16 protein-coding genes are annotated in these 19,915 nt (G+C 36.6%); 3 read left to right on the top strand and 13 right to left on the bottom strand.

The window, feature by feature from the left end:
- Positions 1–9: 9 nt before the first annotated feature.
- The 9 genes from IE155_RS16530 to IE155_RS16570 form a co-directional block, all read right to left on the bottom strand.
- A complete protein-coding gene (locus IE155_RS16530) occupies positions 10–324 on the bottom strand; it encodes a DMT family transporter (protein WP_189379364.1) in 315 nt (104 codons plus the stop codon).
- 232 nt (positions 325–556) lie between these two features.
- Entirely contained in the window at positions 557–1,720 is a 1,164-nt protein-coding gene (gene fadA, locus IE155_RS16535) for an acetyl-CoA C-acyltransferase FadA (RefSeq protein ID WP_189379365.1), read from the bottom strand.
- A 15-nt stretch (positions 1,721–1,735) separates the two neighbouring features.
- Positions 1,736–3,895 (bottom strand): fatty acid oxidation complex subunit alpha FadB, encoded by a 2,160-nt coding sequence (gene fadB / locus IE155_RS16540; RefSeq protein WP_189379366.1) that lies wholly within the window; start codon positions 3,893–3,895, stop codon positions 1,736–1,738.
- 310 nt (positions 3,896–4,205) lie between these two features.
- Complete coding sequence (locus IE155_RS16545) at positions 4,206–4,631, bottom strand: potassium channel family protein (RefSeq protein WP_308433840.1); 426 nt, start codon at positions 4,629–4,631, stop codon at positions 4,206–4,208.
- Positions 4,632–4,674: 43 nt separating this feature from the next.
- Complete coding sequence (locus IE155_RS16550) at positions 4,675–5,910, bottom strand: ABC transporter permease (protein ID WP_189379367.1); 1,236 nt, start codon at positions 5,908–5,910, stop codon at positions 4,675–4,677.
- Positions 5,910–7,094 (bottom strand): efflux RND transporter periplasmic adaptor subunit, encoded by a 1,185-nt coding sequence (locus tag IE155_RS16555; RefSeq protein ID WP_189379368.1) that lies wholly within the window; start codon positions 7,092–7,094, stop codon positions 5,910–5,912. The genes IE155_RS16550 and IE155_RS16555 overlap by 1 nt, the downstream gene beginning before the upstream one ends.
- Positions 7,091–8,248: an efflux RND transporter periplasmic adaptor subunit gene (locus IE155_RS16560; protein WP_189379369.1), complete on the bottom strand. Its 1,158-nt coding sequence runs from the start codon at positions 8,246–8,248 to the stop codon at positions 7,091–7,093. Before IE155_RS16560 ends, IE155_RS16555 begins: the two co-directional genes overlap by 4 nt.
- Entirely contained in the window at positions 8,241–9,197 is a 957-nt protein-coding gene (locus IE155_RS16565) for an HlyD family secretion protein (protein ID WP_189379370.1), read from the bottom strand. The genes IE155_RS16560 and IE155_RS16565 overlap by 8 nt, the downstream gene beginning before the upstream one ends.
- The gene (locus tag IE155_RS16570) at positions 9,185–9,865 is read right to left on the bottom strand and encodes an ABC transporter ATP-binding protein (protein ID WP_189379371.1); all 681 of its coding nucleotides are present in this window, start codon (positions 9,863–9,865) and stop codon (positions 9,185–9,187) included. Before IE155_RS16570 ends, IE155_RS16565 begins: the two co-directional genes overlap by 13 nt.
- A gap of 179 nt (positions 9,866–10,044) precedes the next feature.
- Here IE155_RS16570 and IE155_RS16575 point away from each other — a divergent pair, with 179 nt between their 5' ends.
- Complete coding sequence (locus IE155_RS16575) at positions 10,045–11,232, top strand: MFS transporter (RefSeq protein ID WP_189379372.1); 1,188 nt, start codon at positions 10,045–10,047, stop codon at positions 11,230–11,232.
- 63 nt (positions 11,233–11,295) lie between these two features.
- On the opposite strand, the gene IE155_RS16580 is transcribed toward IE155_RS16575, so the two are convergent.
- Positions 11,296–13,518, bottom strand: a complete 2,223-nt coding sequence (locus IE155_RS16580; protein ID WP_189379373.1) for a bifunctional diguanylate cyclase/phosphodiesterase — start codon at positions 13,516–13,518, stop codon at positions 11,296–11,298.
- A 331-nt stretch (positions 13,519–13,849) separates the two neighbouring features.
- Here IE155_RS16580 and IE155_RS16585 point away from each other — a divergent pair, with 331 nt between their 5' ends.
- Entirely contained in the window at positions 13,850–14,755 is a 906-nt protein-coding gene (locus tag IE155_RS16585; RefSeq protein ID WP_189379374.1) for a TIGR03899 family protein, read from the top strand.
- A 46-nt stretch (positions 14,756–14,801) separates the two neighbouring features.
- Here the strand turns inward: IE155_RS16585 and IE155_RS16590 are convergent, their stop codons facing one another.
- The 3 genes from IE155_RS16590 to IE155_RS16600 are packed head-to-tail and all read right to left on the bottom strand — an operon-like array spanning position 14,802 to position 19,082.
- A complete protein-coding gene (locus IE155_RS16590; protein WP_189379375.1) occupies positions 14,802–15,563 on the bottom strand; it encodes a phosphoadenylyl-sulfate reductase in 762 nt (253 codons plus the stop codon).
- Positions 15,556–17,286 carry an assimilatory sulfite reductase (NADPH) hemoprotein subunit gene (gene cysI / locus IE155_RS16595; RefSeq protein WP_189379376.1) on the bottom strand — a complete coding sequence of 577 codons (1,731 nt, stop codon included), beginning with the start codon at positions 17,284–17,286 and terminating at the stop codon, positions 15,556–15,558. Before cysI ends, IE155_RS16590 begins: the two co-directional genes overlap by 8 nt.
- The gene (locus IE155_RS16600; protein ID WP_189379377.1) at positions 17,286–19,082 is read right to left on the bottom strand and encodes an assimilatory sulfite reductase (NADPH) flavoprotein subunit; all 1,797 of its coding nucleotides are present in this window, start codon (positions 19,080–19,082) and stop codon (positions 17,286–17,288) included. Before IE155_RS16600 ends, cysI begins: the two co-directional genes overlap by 1 nt.
- A gap of 290 nt (positions 19,083–19,372) precedes the next feature.
- On the opposite strand from IE155_RS16600, the gene IE155_RS16605 reads away from it, so the two are divergent.
- The gene (locus tag IE155_RS16605) at positions 19,373–19,858 is read left to right on the top strand and encodes an Hsp20 family protein (RefSeq protein WP_189379378.1); all 486 of its coding nucleotides are present in this window, start codon (positions 19,373–19,375) and stop codon (positions 19,856–19,858) included.
- Positions 19,859–19,915: the final 57 nt, after the last annotated feature.

Raw genomic sequence — 19,915 nt, forward strand, 5'->3', positions numbered from 1 at the left:
TTCTGGGGGTTAATTTAATACTTTCAAACCGACAACACCAACAAATATTAAGCCAAAGCAAAATAAGTGTGCGAGTGTTAGTTGTTGGTCAAAAAAGTAATGATTGATCACTGCAATGGACGATGCCCCCACCGCTAACCAAACCAGATAGGCATGGCTGATCGGTATGTCTTTCAATGCGATTGAAAATAACACTAGGCTTAGCGTCATAGAAAAAACAGCAAAGACTACATAAGGGATGTTGGTAAAAGACTCGGACTTTTGAATGCCAACTAACCAGCCAGCTTCTAAAATTCCTGCAATAAATAAGATTAACCAAGACATAAAATACCCTATTAAATTTAGGGGTCGTCCCCTGATAAAATAGAGCGGTGAGGTCGTCCCCACATCAGAATTGATTAGTAAAAAATCTACTAGGTGCTAGTGTAGCAATTCTATTTAAAAAGTAAAATATCTTTAGTTTTCTCATAAAAAAAGCCAATCAGTACTTCAGCTGATTGGCTTTCGTCGAGATCTCTAAATACTTAATTCTGAGAAAATGACTTATAAATAAAGGTTACACACGCTCAATGACCGTAGCTATACCTTGGCCTAAACCAATACACATAGTCGCAAGACCAATGTTTACATCTTTACTTTCCATTAAGTTAAGTAAGGTTGTGGTAATACGTGCGCCAGAACAACCTAGCGGGTGACCTAATGCGATAGCACCACCGTTAAGGTTGATCATATCGTCCATTTTATCTTCAATACCTAAATTGCGAACACATGATAACGCCTGTGCTGCAAATGCTTCGTTAAACTCAGCTAACTCGATATCTTCAATGGTTAAACCAGCACGCTTTAATGCTTTTTTAGTGGCGGGGACTGGACCAAATCCCATGGTTGATGGATCGCAACCAGCAACCCCCATAGCGCGAATTTTTGCACGAGGTGTTAAGCCTAATGCTTTAGCACGATCTGCCGACATGACTAACATTGCCGATGCGCCGTCAGACAAGGCTGATGATGTACCCGCAGTGACAGTACCATTTACAGGGTCAAATACAGGACGTAATGCAGCTAAGCCTTCAACAGTAGTTTCAGGACGAATAACTTCATCATGCTCAATCAGTTTTAACGCGCCCATAGCATCATGACCTAAAGTAGGCACAATTTCATTTGCCCAACGGCCTTCAACCATCGCTTTATGTGCTAATCGATGAGAACGTTCGCCAAAAGCATCTTGTTGTTCACGAGTTACGCCATGTTGTTTACCTAATAATTCAGCAGTTAATCCCATGTTACCTGCGGCACGTGAGATGTATTTGCTTAGTGCAGGGTCAAAGTCCACATCGTACATCATAGGAACGTGACCCATATGCTCAACGCCACCAATAATAAATACATCGCCTTGACCGGCCATAATATTAGTTGAAGCATCATGAAGTGCTTGCATAGATGAACCACATAAGCGGTTAACCGTTACTGCACCTACATGCTTTGGAATACTTGTTAAAAGCTGAGCATTTCGGGCAATGTTAAAACCTTGTTCTTTGGTTTGTTTAACATTACCCCAAATAATATCTTCAATTAATGCCGGATCTAAATTTGGATTACGCACTAATAATTGTTCCATCAAATGCGCAGAAAGCCCTTCAGCTCTAATATTTCTAAACACGCCCGCTTTGGAGCGTCCCATTGGTGTACGAATACAATCAACAATTACGACTTCTTTCATGGTTTTCTCCTCTGCTTAAGCTGTTTTAACATCAGTAGTGAAATACGATTTACCTGATTTAGCCATTTCTCTTAGGCCATCTGTTACTTGATAAATTTCACCTAAGTGTGCGTATTTATCAGCCATCGCAATAAAATTGTCTAAACCTAATGTTTCTAAGTAACGAATTGGACCGCCTCTAAACGGAGGGAAACCAAGACCGTATATAAGCCCCATATCCGCTTCAGCCGCTGTATCAACAACGCCTTCTTCTAAACAGCGGATAACTTCATTGACCATTGGGATCATTAAACGCGCGATAATTTCATCAGCGTCAAAGTTTTTTTGCTCAACGTTAAATAAGTCATAAGCTACTTGAGCCGCCACTTTCGTAGGCTTACCTCGCTTATCTTTACCGTAATCATAAAAACCTGTACCGTTTTTCTGACCAAAACGCTTCGCATTATATAGTGCACTTACTGGATCATTTTCAAGTTTAGCCATACGCGTTGGGAAACCATCTGACATCACACCTGTACAATGATCTGCAGTATCAATACCAACAACATCAAGTAAAAATGCAGGGCCCATTGGCCAACCAAATTGTTTTTCCATTATTTTATCAACAGCAGTAAAGTCAGCACCTTCAAGTACTAATTGGCTAAAGCCTGCAAAATACGGGAATAAAACACGGTTAATATAAAAACCTGGGCAATCATTAACAACAATAGGTGATTTACCCATTTTAGCGGCATAAGCTACAACGGCTGCAACCGTTTCATCAGAGGTATCTTTACCACGGATAACTTCAACTAATGGCATTTTATGAACAGGGTTGAAAAAATGCATACCGCAAAATTTATCTTTACGTTTAACGCTTTGTGCAAGTAAGTCGATTGAAATCGTCGATGTATTAGAAGTTAATATCGTTTCATCACTAACATTGCTTTCAACTTCAGCAAGCACTAAAGCTTTAACTTTTGGATTTTCAACAACCGCTTCTACAACAATATCTACATCTTTAACGCTGTCATAGCTTAACGATGGCGTGATGTTATTTAACACGTCAGCCATTTTTTTAGCATCTATACGACCACGATCAGCAAGTTTACCTAAAATACCTGCAGCGGTAGAAAGGCCAAGATCAAGTGCTTGATCATTAATATCTTTCATAATGATAGGTGTGCCTTTATAGGCTGACTGATAAGCAATACCGCCGCCCATAATACCTGCGCCTAATACCGCAGCCTTGTTAACTGCTTTCGTCGCTAGTTTACCGGCTTTTTTCGCTTTACCTTTAACCACTTGATCGGCTAAAAACAAACCAATTTGTGCGGTTGCTGCGTCGGTTTTGGCAAGTTTTGCAAAACCTTTGTTTTCACAAGCCATTGCACCACTACGGTCTAAACTTGCTGCCGCTTCAATAGTTTTAACCATTTCCATTGGCGCAGGGTAATGCTTACCCGCTTTTGCTGCAATCATGCCTTTACACGTAGTAAACGTCATCACAGTTTCAACTGGACTAAGCTTTAATGGTTCAAGTTTCGGTTGGCGTTTAGCGCGCCAATCTAATTTATTAGCAATAGCATCGTTAAGCATATTTAACGCAGCTTCACGCAAGTTTTCAGGAGCTACTACAGCGTCTAATAGTCCTACAGCTAATGCTTGTTCTGGTTTATGCGCTTTACCCGTAGACATCCATTCAACGGCATTATCTGCACCAATTAAACGCGGTAAACGCACTGTACCACCAAAGCCCGGCATTAAGCCTAATTTAACTTCTGGTAAACCGATTGAACATGTCGTGTCCGCAATTCTATAATCACAGGCTAAGGTCATTTCACAACCACCACCTAAAGCAAAGCCATTAATTACAGCAATAGTTGGCATATTCAGATCTTCAAATGAATCGAAAACATCAGATCCGTCTTTGATCCATGGAATTAAAGTTTCTTCTGGCTGTTTAAATGTTTCTAAAAATTCAGTAATGTCTGCCCCAACAATAAAGTTAGACTTTCCTGATGTGACTAAAACACCTTTTGCATCTTTGCATTGGTTTATTGCTGCGATTGCTGCTTTATAATCTTGAAATGTTGCTTGATCAAATTTGTTCACTGAACCTTCAGCGTCAAATTTAAACTCTACGATGCCATTTTCCAATAACTCGGCGGAAAGGCTTTTCCCCTGAAATAACATGCCTAGTCTCCTCACATTTAACTTTAGGAATATATACCCATTCCATTTTAGGCTGAAACGCTCATCTTAAAATGGAATGGGCATATCTTTGCTACTAATAATAGTTGATTGAGTGTGCCTTGAAAGAAATATAAATGCAAATTTTTTAAACAAGCGTTTTAATCGGGTGTGTGAAAATTATAAAAACTAACGCTATAGCAAAAACTCCTAATAGGGTTAAAGCTAGACCAGTGCTATTTTTGAAGTTTTAAGTAAGTGCTAAATAAGCAAGAAAAGTTAATAAGTTAGCTATATTGAGAATGGTTATTTATCAATCTGTCCATTCTTTTTGCATTTGTAGATATAAAAATGACGCTGACCAGGTAATTAATATCAAACCAATTAAAGACTCTATACCAGTGAGGAACCGAATACTTCCAATAGGCTCAATATCTCCGAAACCAACAGTACTATAGACGGTAAACGAAAAATAACCACTATCCATCAGAGAGCCGTCAAAGTTGCCTGTTAACTTCCCCCATCCTTCTGATTTATGCATCCAATAATAGGCTAAAGCAAACAGCCACACCTCAACAACATGAGCAATAAACGCTCCAAACACACAAAATACCATTCTTAAACGATGCTTAATTTTCATTTTAGGGATATAAAGTGATAATCGATATAGACATTCGTAATGAATGACTACTGCTATTGCAATAATTAAGCTATTAATTATAAACACATAAATCATCATTTTTTCACTATGTTATTGCGCAAGTTAAGCAACATTAAAAATACTAATCACTTTGTAGCGCCTCGATAGGATCAAGTTTTGAAGCTTTAATTGCCGGATAAACACCAAATATTAAGCCTACCATAGCACAAATACTAAACGATAAAATAATAGCACTTATTGACCACGATACTGCCCATTCTGAATATATTGAAATTAGCTCTGATAATAAAATACCAAAAAATACGCCTAAGACACCTCCCATAATGGAGATGGTAAAACTCTCAGCAATAAATTGTATTTGAATATCTTTTTGAGTTGCCCCCACAGCCCTTAATAAACCAATTTCTTTTGTGCGCTCTAATACCGTTGCTAGCATAATATTCATTATGCCAATACCGCCTACCAGTAATGAAATACCAGCAACACACGACATCACAATATTAAATATTTGCTGTGTTTGTTTTTGCTGTGCTAACAATGCTGCTGGTACAATAATACTATAATCATCAACATCATTATGCCTTCTATCTAATAGATGTCCGATGGCGACAGCGGCTTTAACAGGATCAACACCCTCTGCTACTTTAAGTTTTAAACTACTGACTTCACTTGCTAAATTTTTAGAGGCATATTTATGAATAGCCGTTTTTAGGGGGATAAATACTTGGTTTTGATCGCCTCCTAACTTAATCCCTTGAAATTCTTCTTTTTTAAGAAAAGGTGGTGATAGTACTCCTACGACTTTAAACCAAAGGTGATTAATTTTAATATTTTGACCAACAGCTTCGCCCAAAGGAAAAAGTTGTTTTGCTGTTGATGAACCTAACAAAGCCACTTGCGCAAATGCCAAGTCATCTTTTTCTGTTAAAACTCGTCCTTGTTCCAAGGTAAATTTAGAAAGCTCAAAGTAACTTGGGCTTACACCAATAGCTTCTCCGTCGCTTTTACCTAACGCACTGAAAATAGAATAGGTTTCTACTTTCTTTTGTGCACTAAAATCGACAACAAAAGGCAACGATTGGGTGCTAATTTCACCGTCACGAATCGTTAACCCTCGTGAGTGTTTTCGTTGTTCTTGTAATTCTTTTTCTTCAAACTCTTTACTTTCCACAATCAAATTTTGTAAACCCATTGTATTGATCATTTTAAGTGCTTCACGCTCAGCTCCTTCACCAATATTTAACATGGCAATGACAGCACCAACACCAAAAATCATGCCTAGTAGGGTTAATAATGTTCGTAGTTTATGTTGAAAAAGTTCATCGAAAGTATCAATAATCAGCGCAAAATATTTCATTAGCTTTTCTCCTGCGAGGTCAGGGAAATTTTCTGTCCTGCTTCAAGACCAGAGGCAACTACAATATGGCTTAAACTCGATGCTCCTGTTTCTATTTTAGTCTTAACAAATCTACCTGATTGATAAATATAGACAAACAATTGATTTTGATCTGAAAAGACACTTTGCTTAGGAATAATTAACTTCTGCTGATTTGATGCAATTTCAATATCAGCCTCTATTTTTTGCCCCGGTACAAATTGCTCTGGGTTTTGCTGATCTAATTTAACGATCACTTCAAAATACTTTTGAGGGTCGCCCCGTTTAATCGATGTAGGAAAAGCAGCGATAGACTCAATTTTCCCATAAAAAACATGCTCGGCATTCGCATTTAAGCGTAAAGCAACTTTTTTATCTTTTTCAAGATCTATGGCTTCATTTTCAATTACCCATAATTTAGCTTTCATCACACTAATATCAGGTAATTCAGCAATTTTTTGCCCAGGCCACATAGTTTGCCCAGTACGTACTTTCTCGCCTCGCCAATTAACTTTGTAAGCTAATAGGCCATCATGCGGCGCTTTAATTTCTAATTGGGATAAACTTGCCTTGAGCTGATCTATTTGAGTTTGACTGAGCTGCTGTTTCATTTCTAACAAGCCCATGTCGCCCTTCGCACTTTCACTAAAGCTTTCATTCTTCCAATTAAGATATCCCTGCTTAGTACCTAAATACTCTGCATTTTGTAAAGATTCAATAATCTCTAATTTAGAACGAATACGTTCATCTTCAATTGAAAATTGCTCTGCAAAAAGTTTTTCTTGGTCAACCATAGCAATATCTTTATTAATACCACTAAGTTCTTTATTGAGTTCGCCACTTTTTTGTTGCATGTCTTGTTGAATCAAGGCTAATTCATTAAGTTTATTTTTACTTTGTACCTGCATCGATTCGCCATCTAAACGAACAATAGTATCGCCTTTCTTAACATGGGAAAACTCAGGTGCTAGCCAAGAAATAACTTGTACGCCATTACGAGACATTGGCGCACTAATTACAGTGGCTTGCGCCGCAAATAACTCACCTTTAGCTGGAATAATGACTTCAAATGGCTTTTCTTCAACGCTATAAAGTAACGGAGGTGAATCTTGCTCTGAACAACTTAAAAGCGCTAACGCAGCAATAATCGTAATTATTTTATTCATAACGCGATAACATCTCCTTGTTGTAAACCTTGCTTAATAATGACTTTATTATTGGCGATTTCTTCAATTTGAATTTGTACTTGTGATTGTCCTATGCTGTCTACTCGATTAACAAAATGACGACCATCAATTGTTTTTACTACGGATGAGGGCAGTGTTAATACATCGTTTAAGGTTTTAGCAATAACTTCAATTCGAGCTGTCATTCCTGGACGCATAATTTTACTATCAATTTGATCAAATTCGATAATAGCATCAAAAATACGTTTTCGATCTTGATTCGTTTTATCTCGAAAAACATTTCCTAAACTAGTAACTTTTCCCCAAGAAACTATTTCTTGAGTACCATCAATAGTAATTTTCACCCGTTGTCCTATGGCAATCAGCCCGCTATCGGGCTCAAGAATTTGTGCTTTAAGCTGCATATCCTCAATAACAGATAATTCAATGATTGGCTGTCCAAAATTAACCGTTTCACCTTCTGCCGGCTTTTCCCCCTCCCAATTACTACGATAAATCACCATCCCATCAATTGGCGCTTTTACTTTTAAACGCTCTATATCACTTTTTAAGCCATTAACTCGAACATTAAGCCGATTAACTTTTTTTTCTGCCAGCTTCAAGTTAAGCGCGGTATTCTTTCTGTGATATGCCAACTTTTCTTTAGCTAAGACCCAATCATTATTAGCGATTGTGAAATCAATTTCCCGTTTCTTTCGTTCATTTTCCGAACGACTATTATCAACTATTTCTGCTATACGTTTCGCTTTATCATATTGCATCTTTCGTTCAGCAAGACTTAAAACGAGTTCTTGTTCAACTTCTGTTTCTTTTAGTGCTTTATTTGCTAATTCTTTTTGGGCCTGCTCAAGTTCTCCCTGTTTCTCTATCAGTTTTTCAGTCACTTTTTTATCATCAAAAGCAACAACGACTTGTCCTTTTTTAACCTTCGTATTCTCAGGAATTAATTTTTTAATTTGATATTGCCACATACGTGATACTGATGGGGGAGATATTGAAGCAGTATTCTTTGATTCAAGTTCACCACTGGCTTTTATCACTATATCGACACTTTCTTGCTTTACCTCAACTGATGGCACTGGCTCACAAGCAAACAAACATAGAGTGACTAATGTCAGTAAAAGTCTAGTCATGATTGGTTCCTACTAATTCAAGTTGAGCACTCATCCCTGGTAATAAGGCAATATCTTCCGCGACAAAGTCAACAATAGCACGGTAATAAACATCTTCACCCCATAGCTTTCTCTCTTCTGGCTGAGTTGATATTTCCTTAATAATTGCGGAAAAACTTTTCTCCGGATAAGCATCAAATATTAATTTTGCCTTATCTTTTACTGCAACTTTTTTATAATCAATTTCATGAATCCAAGCTTCAATATACAAACCATTCATGGAAGGTATTTCAGCTATTTTCCACGCGGGTTGAGCGGTCATTCCTACGAATATTTTTTCACCTGTCCACGGGTGATTAGCATAAATGACTGGACCTGAGCGTTCTGCATATAGGCTCATTTTTGAGAGCTTTTTTTGATTATAGTCGAGGTCAAATTCGTATTTATCAATTGTTAATTGTTGCTTGGTAACATTAACCTCATTTGTTACTTTTTGTTGCTGCAACTCATCTTTTGCTTTTGCATTGGCAAGTAGGGCTTTTTCAAGTTCAAGCTGATATGACTCATGATCATATTCACTAATGTGCTCTACAGGAATCGCTGCATCAACTCTTGCTTTATCTAATAATAATTCTGTTCGTTTCTGAGCAAATTCTTTTTCCATTAACAGTTGCTTAGCTTCACTTTGTTTACGTACTAGTTCTTCTTGTGCTGCAAATAAATTCACTTCTGTTTGCTCTATCGTATTTTGAATAGCGCCGCTATCAAATACGACAACAAGATCACCCTCCTTAGCTATTTCCCCTTCAGGCAATAACCATTGTAATTGTACACGCCAAGTATCTGTTTTAGGTGAATAAAATGTTTGGTTATCAGCTGCTTTAATCTCGCCGGATAAAAGCAGTACATTGTCTGCGTTACTGCTAAGTGATAAAGCAAACATTAAAAGTAACCCTATTATTCGGAACATGCAGTGTCTCCTATAACTTCCCCATCTTTCATCCGAATAACGCGTTGAGCGTAGGCCGCAATGTCTTCCTCATGAGTGACCATCACAATTGTTTGCCCTTGTTTATGAAGGTCACACAATAAATCCATAATTTCGTATGAGGTTTTGGAGTCTAAATTTCCCGTCGGCTCATCTGCAAATATCACTTTAGGGTTATTCACTAAGGCACGAGCTATAGCTACCCGTTGGCGTTGGCCACCGGACATTTCATTCGGCTTATGATGTGAGCGAGATAGTAAACCAACTTTTTCCAGCATGATACTACCTCTAGACTCAGCCTCAGCCTGATCTACTTCGCTATACCTAAGTGGTAAAATAACATTATGGAGTGCACTTAATCGGGGTAACAAATGGAAGGTTTGAAATATAAAGCCTATTTTACTATTACGTATTTTAGATAATGTTTCATCATCAATGCTTTTAATTGACTCATCAGATAAATAGTATTCGCCTGTCGATGGCGTGTCTAAACATCCTAATATATTCATCAATGTTGATTTGCCAGAACCCGATGTACCCATTATCGCAACGAATTCATTTTCTTCTATCGTAAGAGACACATGACTTAGTGCATTTACTTGTGACTCACCACTTCCATATGTACGACTAATATTCTCAACCCTGATCATTAGGGATTCCTATTTTTTAGCTAAATTATCAAGCAATCATAACAAGTGCATGCAATATACCTGCTAGTAAATTCAAATACAAACGCCTATTTGTAATCAAACTTTTCTACTTTATTCGTAGGTAAAATTATTGAAATTGCGTATAATATTTCACCTAAGCCATTGTCAGTTCTCATCTAATGTCGATATTCTCTAGAATCAATAAACCTGAAAATTTACTACTTGCTATGGCTTTCATTATGCCATTAGTTTTTTCTGTTTGGATGGTACTACTCAATAACTTTGTTATTGAGAAAGCGCATTTCACTGGAAAAGAAATTGGCATTTTACAAAGTTTACGGGAAGTGCCGGGCTTTTTAGCATTTACGGCGATTTATTTATTACTCTTTATTAAAGAACAAAAGCTAGCTATTGCCTCCTTATTAATCACTTCGATAGGAGTAGCTTTGACAGGCTTCTTCCCTACAACTTATGGTTTATATATTACGACAATTATTATGTCCGTGGGGTTTCATTACTTTGAAACCGTGAATCAATCCTTAACCCTACAATGGATAAGTAAAGATAAAGCTGCTCACTTTATGGGGAAAATGCTCTCTGTAAAATCGATAGCTTCATTATTAGCATTCAGCAGTATTTGGCTATTAATGGAAAAATTTTCATGGAGCTACCAAAGTACTTATGCTTTATTTGGTGGTCTTGCTTTATTATTTACTATTGCATTATTTCTGGTTTTTAAAGAATTTCCTCAACATACAGAGCAAAATAAGACATTAGTACTTCGTAAACAATATTGGCTATTTTATGCTTTAACGTTTTTCAGCGGAGCAAGAAGACAAATTTTTGTCGTGTTTGCTGGCTTTTTAATGGTTGAAAAGTTTGGCTATAGCGTTTCACAGATCAGTGCTTTATTTCTCGTTAACTACATTTTTAACTGGTTATTCGCAGCAAAAATTGGAAAAATCATTGATGTTGTTGGTGAAAGAAGAGTTTTAAAATTTGAATACGTAGGTTTAATTCTTTTATTTATTACTTATGGCTTAGTAGACAATGGTATGATCGCGGCAATTTTGTATGTTATTGATCATTTATTTTTCGCTCTAGCAATTGCGATTAAAACCTATTTTCAAAAAATAGCGAAATCTGAAGATATTGCTTCAAGTGCAGGTGTTAGTTTCTCCATTAACCATATTGCGGCAGTAGTTATTCCTGCATTATTAGGAGTAGTATGGATTATCAACCCATCATGGGTGTTTTATATCGGGGCTGCATTTGCGACTTGCTCGTTAGTTCTTTCTCATTTAATTCCAAGTAACCCAGCCTTAGGCATGGAGTTTAAATACTTAGAGTCATCTACAAATAACTAATAAAAAAGGTATTAACTTTTAAGATTAATACCTTTAATTAAGTCTAATGATTGCGCTAAATCACTAACTATTTTTCTTTAAGAAATCTAAAAATTCATCTTCAGGCATTGGTTTAGCGTAGAAAAAGCCCTGAACCTCATCACAGCCTAAGGTTTTTAAATGTTCTGCTTGTTCTATTTCTTCAATACCTTCAGCAATAACAGTTAAGTTCATTTGCTTGCCTAAATTAATAATAGTATCTGCAATTACAGCCTTGCCAGGTTCAGCAATATGAGTAATAAATGAACGATCAACTTTTAAACGATCCAACGGTAATTGCTGTAAATAACTCATCGACGAATAACCGGTGCCGAAGTCATCTAACGCAATACTTATGCCTTCTTTTTTCAGCTCTGAGAGCGAATCAACAACTACTTGTGGTTCATCCATCAATATATTTTCAGTAATTTCTAGTTCTAATTTATTCGGCGCAACTTGGTGCTTCTTAGTTGCTTGAATAATATTTTCAACAAAATTATCTTTCTTAAATTGTGGAATAGAGACATTAACTGATATACCAACGTCGCTAAAACCATTATTCTCAAGTGTTTTAATTGTGCTACATGCTTGATTAATAACCCAGTCACCAATATCAATGATTAAACCAGAATATTCCGCTAAAGGAATAAATATAGCAGGTGAAATAAAATTACCATCAGCAGTACGCCACCTTAATAAAGCTTCAGCACCAATAACTTTACCTGATAATAAATTGAGTTGCGGTTGATACCAAAGTTCTAAACGGTTTTCTGCAAAATCTGTGCGTAATTGACGTATCATACCTAAACGCCATAACGTCTTTTCTTCCATTTCTTGGTGATAATAAACAAAGTGACCTTGATTGCTCTTTTTCGCTAAATTAAGGGCTATATTAATTTGATTTAATACTTTAACACCACGAGTACCTGCATCAGCTTTCTTACAAAAACCGAAACTTGCTTTAACTGGCAAACGCTGCTCTCCAGCAGAGAAAGGTTCTATAAATAATTCATTCAGTTTTTCAGGGTTAATTAATTCTTGCGGGCCAATTATTCCAAAAACATCGGCTCCTACACGTGCAACTTGACAGCGTTCACAAAGCGTTTTCATCCTTGCTGAAACGGCCATTAACAGCTGATTACCTAGATCTTGACCTAGTCCATCATTTATATCACTAAATTGATTTAAATCGATAAGGGACGCTACTTTATTTTGGTCGCTACTTTGAGCAAAATCGTCAAGTAAATTGACAAATTCCAACCGATTAGGAAGCTCTGTTAACCAATCTTTATAGGCAGCATTTCTGAGTTTTTGAAATAAATGAACATTTTCATATCCTATAGAAATATTAGTAAAAAACACTTCTATAAGTTGCTGATCAATTTCTGATAACGGGGTTACAAACTCAATATAAACTACGGCTCGACAAACACCGCTTGAAATATAAAAACATGACTTTTCTTCGGTGATTATATGTTGTTTCTGTTGAAAACATTTTTTGATTATTTCTTCAACATTGTTATTTTTTAATGATGATATTTTTTGATTAACTAATGAAAGATTTAAACCTGACTGCCCTAATACGTATAAACTTAAGTCGTCAGCCGCATCTACAATTCCTTGCCCTCTTGCGCAAAAAATGCTTTTTTCAACTTCTGCTAAATTAGTTAATTGGCTTAGTACACCCTCTGCATATTTATGCACTGAGTGTAATTCCAACAACTCAGCAGCAGCCACTATAATTTTTTCTAGGCCTTTACGGTTTTGTGTAACTGTATCTATTTGCTGATATGAACGAATTGCTGCATATACAGTGGTAACTAATTTACGGCGAGTTAACTCAGTTTTAGTTTTATAATCATTAATATCATAATCTTTGATTACACTTTCTTCTGGAGCATATCCAGGTTGTCCGGTTCTTAATACTATGCGAATATCTTGTCGATTAAGCTTTTCTCGAATATGTTTTACCACATTCAAACCGGCATCATCAGTCTCCATTACCACATCGAGAAGGGCTAAAACAATATCATTATTTTGCTCAATTAACTGACAAGCATCTCTTCCCGAATACGCATGGATATATTCAAGTCTTTTGCCAAGTACAACTAAGTCAGACAACGCCAGTTGTGTAACAGAATGAATTTCAGGATCATCGTCAACTATTAATACTTTCCAAGTACCATTACTTGAATCATCAAGAATTTCATCTTCATCACTATCATCGATAAATAGGAAATCATCACTAGTTTCTTCAGATGCCCGCATACTACCCTCAAATCACCAACGCAACTGGCCAGTTATTTTAAAAATGCTTATTATAAATATTATTCTAATATCTTGGTTTCATTACATCATAAAAGTCAATTGAGGAATATTCAATAAACTATTTAAAATATATATAATTCTTTCAACGATATATCACTATAGCCTAAGTTTAGGTAATTATTTAAACCTTTACACTTTTTTATTAGTTTTTTTTTCGTAAAATTACTTTATGATATGATTTTAGTAGAATTACTACCGTTTAAAAATAATTAAAGCGTTTTAAATCTTGTATTATTGTACTATTTTTTAATAACTATGGAGTGAATGGGAAATGAAAATTACAACAACTTCAGTCAACCCTGTTATTCCCACCTCTGAAGTTAAAGAGGTGTCAAATGTTAATAAAGAGAAAGCAACTAATGCTAGTTCAAATAAAGCATCAAAGTCCGGCACCTCTTCCCAACTACAGTTATTAAACCTAGCAAAACAATTTGTTGTCGATGGGGCATTAATCTCAACAGCCAAACAGGCACCATTAGAAGAAAGAACACAAAAGCGTGAACGCTATATTCGTTTTAGAAAGCAACAAAATCTTGAAGCTATCATTCAAAAAGCCATTCAGTATTGCTCTGATAGTGAAATTACTGATCGGGCGGATGTTGATTGGTTTAATAGTTTTACTGAACTGGCCGAAGGGATCAGTAACCCTACGATGCAAGAACTATGGGCAAAAATTTTAGCCTACGAAGTAACTAAGCCAGGTTCATTTTCCTTAAAAACGTTAAAAGCATTTAGAACCATGAGTATTGGAGAGGCTAAGCTGTTTGCCAAAGCTTGTGCGGTAGCGGTAAAAGATTCCACTAAAAAGAATCTTCGAATTATATCTGGCACATCTCAATTACCAGGAATGTTTAATTTTTTCAGTAAAAAACGTGTTCAGAGAATTAATCTAGGTAAATTTGGCTTGTCTTACGCGGAGTTATTAACACTTGCAGAAAATCATTTAATTTTCATTCAAGAAACAGAAACTACACCTATTGCCATTGGGGATAGTATTCATTTTTACAGCAACAACACACCATTAATTTTAACATCGCACAAAAAGTCTTGCTTGGTAAGTTTTTATAAGTTCACACCAATTGGTGCTGAATTAGCAAGTTTAATTAGTGACTCAGTAGATCCAAGCTATATTCAACAGGTAAAGGAAGCATTATCTGTTCACTTTAGTATTAATTAAGATCACTTAACCTGACCTTAATTAATACTTGCGAAATACAAATTTTTTAAATTCCATCACCATCAGTATGTAAACCGCATTCTCTTTGCATACCACCAAAGCGAGTATCGCTCTCATCCATCCCTAATGTTAATGGGCGAGTACTATGAACATCTCCAACTGAGACATAGCCTTTTTCCCACAGTGGATGATAAGGGAGATCGAATTTAGTTAAGTATTGATGAATGTCTTTATTTGACCAATCTATAATAGGGTGTACTTTAAAGCGTCCTCTTAAAATACTGACAACAGACAAAGTTTCTCTATGCTCTGATTGCTGTCTCCTAACGCCTGAAAACCAAGTTCCCGCATTCAGTTGATCTAAACCTCTTTCCAGAGGTTCTACTTTATTCCGACGATTATAAGCTTTTAAAGATGTTTCATCTTTCGCCCATTCTTCACCATATTTGGCCATTTGCCAGGCAACACTTTCTTTTGCACTGAAAACATGTAAATTTAACTTTAGTTTTTCAGCTAAGGTCTCAATAAATTGATACGTTTCAGGAAATAGGTGCCCTGTATCTGTTAATAATACAGGAATATTAGCATCTATCTGCGTTAACATATGCAACATCACTGCTGATTGAATACCAAAGCTAGACGACAACACAAACTTAGATGGTAAGTTTTCCATTGCCCACTCAACGCGTTTTATCGCAGTTTGACTCTCAAGTTGCTCATTCCATTGATCAAGCCAATGTCCTGGTAATGAAGCCGGAAACCGGCTATTAATCACCGGTTTTTCATCCGGCAATAGTGCATTAGTCATGAAAATCTCGCTTACTAACTTTTACTTCAGCAATAATGCCGGTACGAATGACAAAGTCACCAAAAGCTTCATTGCTCTGTCTTTGATCAACCCATTGAGAAACCAAAGCATCTATTTCAGTTAAAATATCTTGTTCACCTAAGTTTTCTTTATACATTTTAGGTATTCTTGTACCAGCTAAGTTTCCACCTAGGTGCATATTGTATTTACCAGGACCTTTACCTACTAAGCCAATTTCAGCAAGCATTGCTCTACCACAACCATTAGGGCAACCTGTTACGCGCAAAATTATACTTTCATCACTAATGTTATATTTAGTGAGTATTGCTTCTACATTTGTCACAAGACCAGGTAAATAGCGTTCAGCTTCTGCCATCGCTAATGGGCAAGTTGGAAATGCCACACACGCCATTGAGTTTTTACGCTGTGGTGATACTCCATCATTTAATAAACCATGATCTCGGGCTAACTTTTCAATTGTCTCTTTATCTTCTTCTGCAACACCCGCAATAATTAAGTTTTGATTTGCAGTCATACGAAAATCACCTTTATGTACTTTCGCAATTTCAGCAATACCTGTCTTTAACGGTGCGCCTGGATAGTCTAATATTCGACCATTTTCGATGAATAAAGTTAAATGATGTTTGTTATCAATACCTTCAACCCAACCAAAACTATCACCGCGTGAAGTAAACTCATACGGTCGACTTTTTTCAAAGGTTAAACCTGCACGTTTTTCTACCTCTGCTTTAAAAGTGTTAATACCCACACGGTCAAGTGTGTATTTAGTTTTTGCATTCTTACGATTAACTCGGTTTCCCCAATCACGTTGTGTTGTAACAACTGCCTCAGCAACAGCTAATGTTTTATCTAGTGGTAAGAATCCAAAGTCATCAGCACGACGTGGATATGTTGACTTGTCGCCATGGGTCATGGCTAAGCCTCCGCCCACTAATAAGTTAAAACCAACTAACTTACCATTTTCGGCAATAGCAACAAAGTTGAGATCATTTGCATGAACGTCAATATCATTTTTTGGTGGAATAACAACAGTCGTTTTAAACTTTCTAGGTAAATATGTTTTACCAAGAATAGGCTCTATAACTTCACCTTCAGTGGTTTCAACACGCTCCTCATCTAGCCAAATTTCAGCGTAAGCACGTGATTTGGGTAACAAGTGTTCACTAATTTTTTTCGACCACTCGTATGCTTCTTGATGTAATTCAGATTCAATAGGATTTGAAGTACATAACACGTTACGATTAACATCTCCCGCAGTTGCAAGAGAATCCAAACCATATTTATTTAAGGTTTGATGCATTAATTTAATTTTTGGCTTTAATACACCGTGAAACTGAAATGTTTGTCGTGTTGTTAGCCTTATACTGCCATAAGATGTATGTTCTTGAGCAAAGGCATCAATTCCTAACCATTGTTCAGTAGTAATAATACCACCAGGCATACGTGCCCGTAGCATGACATTATGTAGCGGTTCAAGTTTCTGTTTTTGGCGTTCAGCACGAATATCACGATCGTCTTGCTGATACATCCCGTGTACACGAATCAATTGAAAGTTATCAGCGGTGAACCCCCCAGTTACGCGATCTTTAAGATCATCAGCGATTGTACCGCGCAAATAATCACTCTCGTCCTTTAAGCGTTCATTGTCAGCTAATTTACCTTCAACAATTAATGGACCTGTTACTTGGATAGGATCAGTCATTAGTATACGTCCTTCTGATAACGCTTAGCGTTACGTAATTCTTTTAAATACAGTTCAGCTTGCTCAGTTGTTTTACCGCCTTGCTCAGCAATAATTTCAATTAAGGCAACTTCAACGTCTTTTGCCATGCGGCTCATATCACCGCATACGTATAAATGCGCACCTCGCTCGAGCCACTCAAATATCGCTTTTGCATTTTCTTTTAATCGATCTTGTACATATATTTTTTCTGCCTGATCTCTTGAGAATGCAAGATCTATTCGAGTAAGTAATCCTGACTTTAAATAACCCTGCCATTCAACTTGATATAAGAAATCTTGGGTAAATGTTTGATCACCGAAAAATAACCAGTTTTCACCTTCAGCATTCTGTGCTTCACGTTCTTGCAGGAAAGCTCTAAATGGTGCAACACCGGTTCCTGGCCCAATCATTATAACGGGGGTGTTTCCATCAGTTGGCAAACGAAAGTTATCATTATGTTCAACAAATACTTTTACGGTTCCGCCTTCTTCTAAGCGTTTTCCTAAAAAGCTTGAAGCACCACCTGAACGGGTGTAGCCGTTTTTATCATATTCTACTATGCCAACGGTCAAATGTACTTCTTCTTCCACTTCCGCTTGACTAGATGCAATAGAATATAAACGTGGTGTAATTTTGCGTAATGCATCAACAAAATTTTGTGCATCCACTGAGGCTGGAGCCGATTTAACTACATCTACAATTTGATGACTTGCCGCATACTCACGTGATAAATTTTTGTCTTGAACAAGTGTTAATAACGCCTCATCTTTGGAAAGCTCTGCCCAAAAAGTAACAAAATTAACAGAAGTTTGAGTTATTTCTAATGCTGAAACTAACGCATCTCTTAGTGTTAAGGTTTCATTTGCAACACTCACATTCTCACTTTCTGATAAGCCTAAAGCTACAATAAGTTCGTCAACTAAAGTTTCATCATTTTCAAACCAAACACCTAAGGCGTCACCTGGTTGATAAGTCAGTCCAGATTCACCGAGATCAATTTCAATATGACGAACATCTTTTGCGGAATCTCGGCCAGTAATTTTTTGACTAATACTTAACTCTGCTGAATATGGATTTTGCTTAGTATATTCACTCACAGAACCAGCTGTTGGCATTGCAACAACATTTGATGAAGTTTCACTTTCACCAAGTATGTTTTTAGCTTTTGTAATAATGTCTTTAGACCATGCGGCAGCGGCTTCTTCATAATCAACATCGCAATCGACACGAGGTGTTATTGCTTTAGCACCTAGCTTACTGAGATACTCGTCAAAATCTTTACCTGTTTGACAGAAAAACTCATAACTTGTATCACCTAATGCCAAAACACTGTACTGCAAGTTTTCTAGCTTAGGTGCCTTTTTAGACGCTAAAAATTCATGTAAAGCGATAGCATCATCAGGAGCTTCACCTTCACCATTTGTACTAGCAACGATTAATAGGTGGGTAAGGTTTTTAATGCTTTTAGGTTTAAATTCCCCCATGCTTTTCAGATCAACAGTCAAACCTTGGGCTGTTGCTTGTTCAGCTAATGATTTCGCGACACCTTTTGCATTACCTGTTTGTGAACCATATAAAATAGTTAACGTTGAAGAAGCTTTTGCTCCGCTAATTGTTGGTAAAGTAGCAAAAGATGAGCCTTCACTTTTAGCCGCTAAGTAGCCACTTGCCCATGCAAGTTGTAGAGGGCTATAAGTACCTATTACTTCTTTCAGAGAACTCAGTTGCTCTGCATTTAACATAGTTTGATTTAAATTTTGCTGTTCTGACAACATTTCGTCAACTCGCCCATTTCAATATATAAATGAAATAATAGACTGTGTTGATAAAAAGCAAAAAGAATATAAATCGCTTTTTTATTCCAAAATAGAATATAATTAAGGTATGAGTTTGTATTTTAGCTTCCATGTAAATAGAAGATTATGAAGCGATGAAATATTTATAAAAATTTCCTTGGATTTCTATTTTTTATCCCTAAATAAATAATTGTGACTGTGTTGTCTAACATAGAACCAGGTCACTTTAATTGTTTTTATTTTATGTTGCTTCAATCGGAGGATATACTATGAACTCAGTTGATTTAACCCCTTTATATCGCAGCAGTATTGGTTTTGATCGTTTAGCGTCATTGCTAGATAGCGCATTAACATCTGATACTACGTCAAGCGGTTACCCCCCTTACAATATCGAAATTATCAATGAAAGCCGTTATGCAATCACTCTTGCTGTTGCAGGCTTTTCTCAAGATGAGCTTGATATTCAAGTTGAAAAAGAAGTATTAACGGTGCGCGGTAATCAAAGTAATAAAGATGAAAGTAAATATCTTTATCACGGTATTGCCAACCGAACCTTTGAACGCAAATTTAACTTAGCTGATTATGTTGAAGTTACTCATGCTGATCTTTCTAACGGCCTATTAACTATAGACTTAGTTAAAGAGATCCCTGAAGCGATGAAACCAAAATCAATTGCTATTAACACTAATAAGCATGCGATTGAGCACAAAACCGATGGGAAACAAAAAGTAACTGATGCTGATAAAGCGGCTTAAGAAATTGTTAGGGGGCTATATGCCCCCTATTTATCAAAGCAATTAATCATATAGCTA

Origin of the sequence: Thalassotalea profundi (genome assembly GCF_014653195.1) — a bacterium.
Lineage (GTDB): Bacteria > Pseudomonadota > Gammaproteobacteria > Enterobacterales > Alteromonadaceae > Thalassotalea_B > Thalassotalea_B profundi.

Excerpts from the sequence above, each read along its gene's own strand:
- IE155_RS16530 (WP_189379364.1), bottom strand. The coding sequence starts at position 324 with ATGTCTTGGTTAATCTTATTTATTGCAGGAATTTTAGAAGCTGGCTGG.
- fadA (WP_189379365.1), bottom strand. The coding sequence starts at position 1,720 with ATGAAAGAAGTCGTAATTGTTGATTGTATTCGTACACCAATGGGACGC.
- fadB (WP_189379366.1), bottom strand. The coding sequence starts at position 3,895 with ATGTTATTTCAGGGGAAAAGCCTTTCCGCCGAGTTATTGGAAAATGGC.
- IE155_RS16545 (WP_308433840.1), bottom strand. The coding sequence starts at position 4,631 with ATGATGATTTATGTGTTTATAATTAATAGCTTAATTATTGCAATAGCA.
- IE155_RS16550 (WP_189379367.1), bottom strand. The coding sequence starts at position 5,910 with ATGAAATATTTTGCGCTGATTATTGATACTTTCGATGAACTTTTTCAA.
- IE155_RS16555 (WP_189379368.1), bottom strand. The coding sequence starts at position 7,094 with ATGAATAAAATAATTACGATTATTGCTGCGTTAGCGCTTTTAAGTTGT.
- IE155_RS16560 (WP_189379369.1), bottom strand. The coding sequence starts at position 8,248 with ATGACTAGACTTTTACTGACATTAGTCACTCTATGTTTGTTTGCTTGT.
- IE155_RS16565 (WP_189379370.1), bottom strand. The coding sequence starts at position 9,197 with ATGTTCCGAATAATAGGGTTACTTTTAATGTTTGCTTTATCACTTAGC.
- IE155_RS16570 (WP_189379371.1), bottom strand. The coding sequence starts at position 9,865 with ATGATCAGGGTTGAGAATATTAGTCGTACATATGGAAGTGGTGAGTCA.
- IE155_RS16575 (WP_189379372.1), top strand. The coding sequence starts at position 10,045 with ATGTCGATATTCTCTAGAATCAATAAACCTGAAAATTTACTACTTGCT.
- IE155_RS16580 (WP_189379373.1), bottom strand. The coding sequence starts at position 13,518 with ATGCGGGCATCTGAAGAAACTAGTGATGATTTCCTATTTATCGATGAT.
- IE155_RS16585 (WP_189379374.1), top strand. The coding sequence starts at position 13,850 with ATGAAAATTACAACAACTTCAGTCAACCCTGTTATTCCCACCTCTGAA.
- IE155_RS16590 (WP_189379375.1), bottom strand. The coding sequence starts at position 15,563 with ATGACTAATGCACTATTGCCGGATGAAAAACCGGTGATTAATAGCCGG.
- cysI (WP_189379376.1), bottom strand. The coding sequence starts at position 17,286 with ATGACTGATCCTATCCAAGTAACAGGTCCATTAATTGTTGAAGGTAAA.
- IE155_RS16600 (WP_189379377.1), bottom strand. The coding sequence starts at position 19,082 with ATGTTGTCAGAACAGCAAAATTTAAATCAAACTATGTTAAATGCAGAG.
- IE155_RS16605 (WP_189379378.1), top strand. The coding sequence starts at position 19,373 with ATGAACTCAGTTGATTTAACCCCTTTATATCGCAGCAGTATTGGTTTT.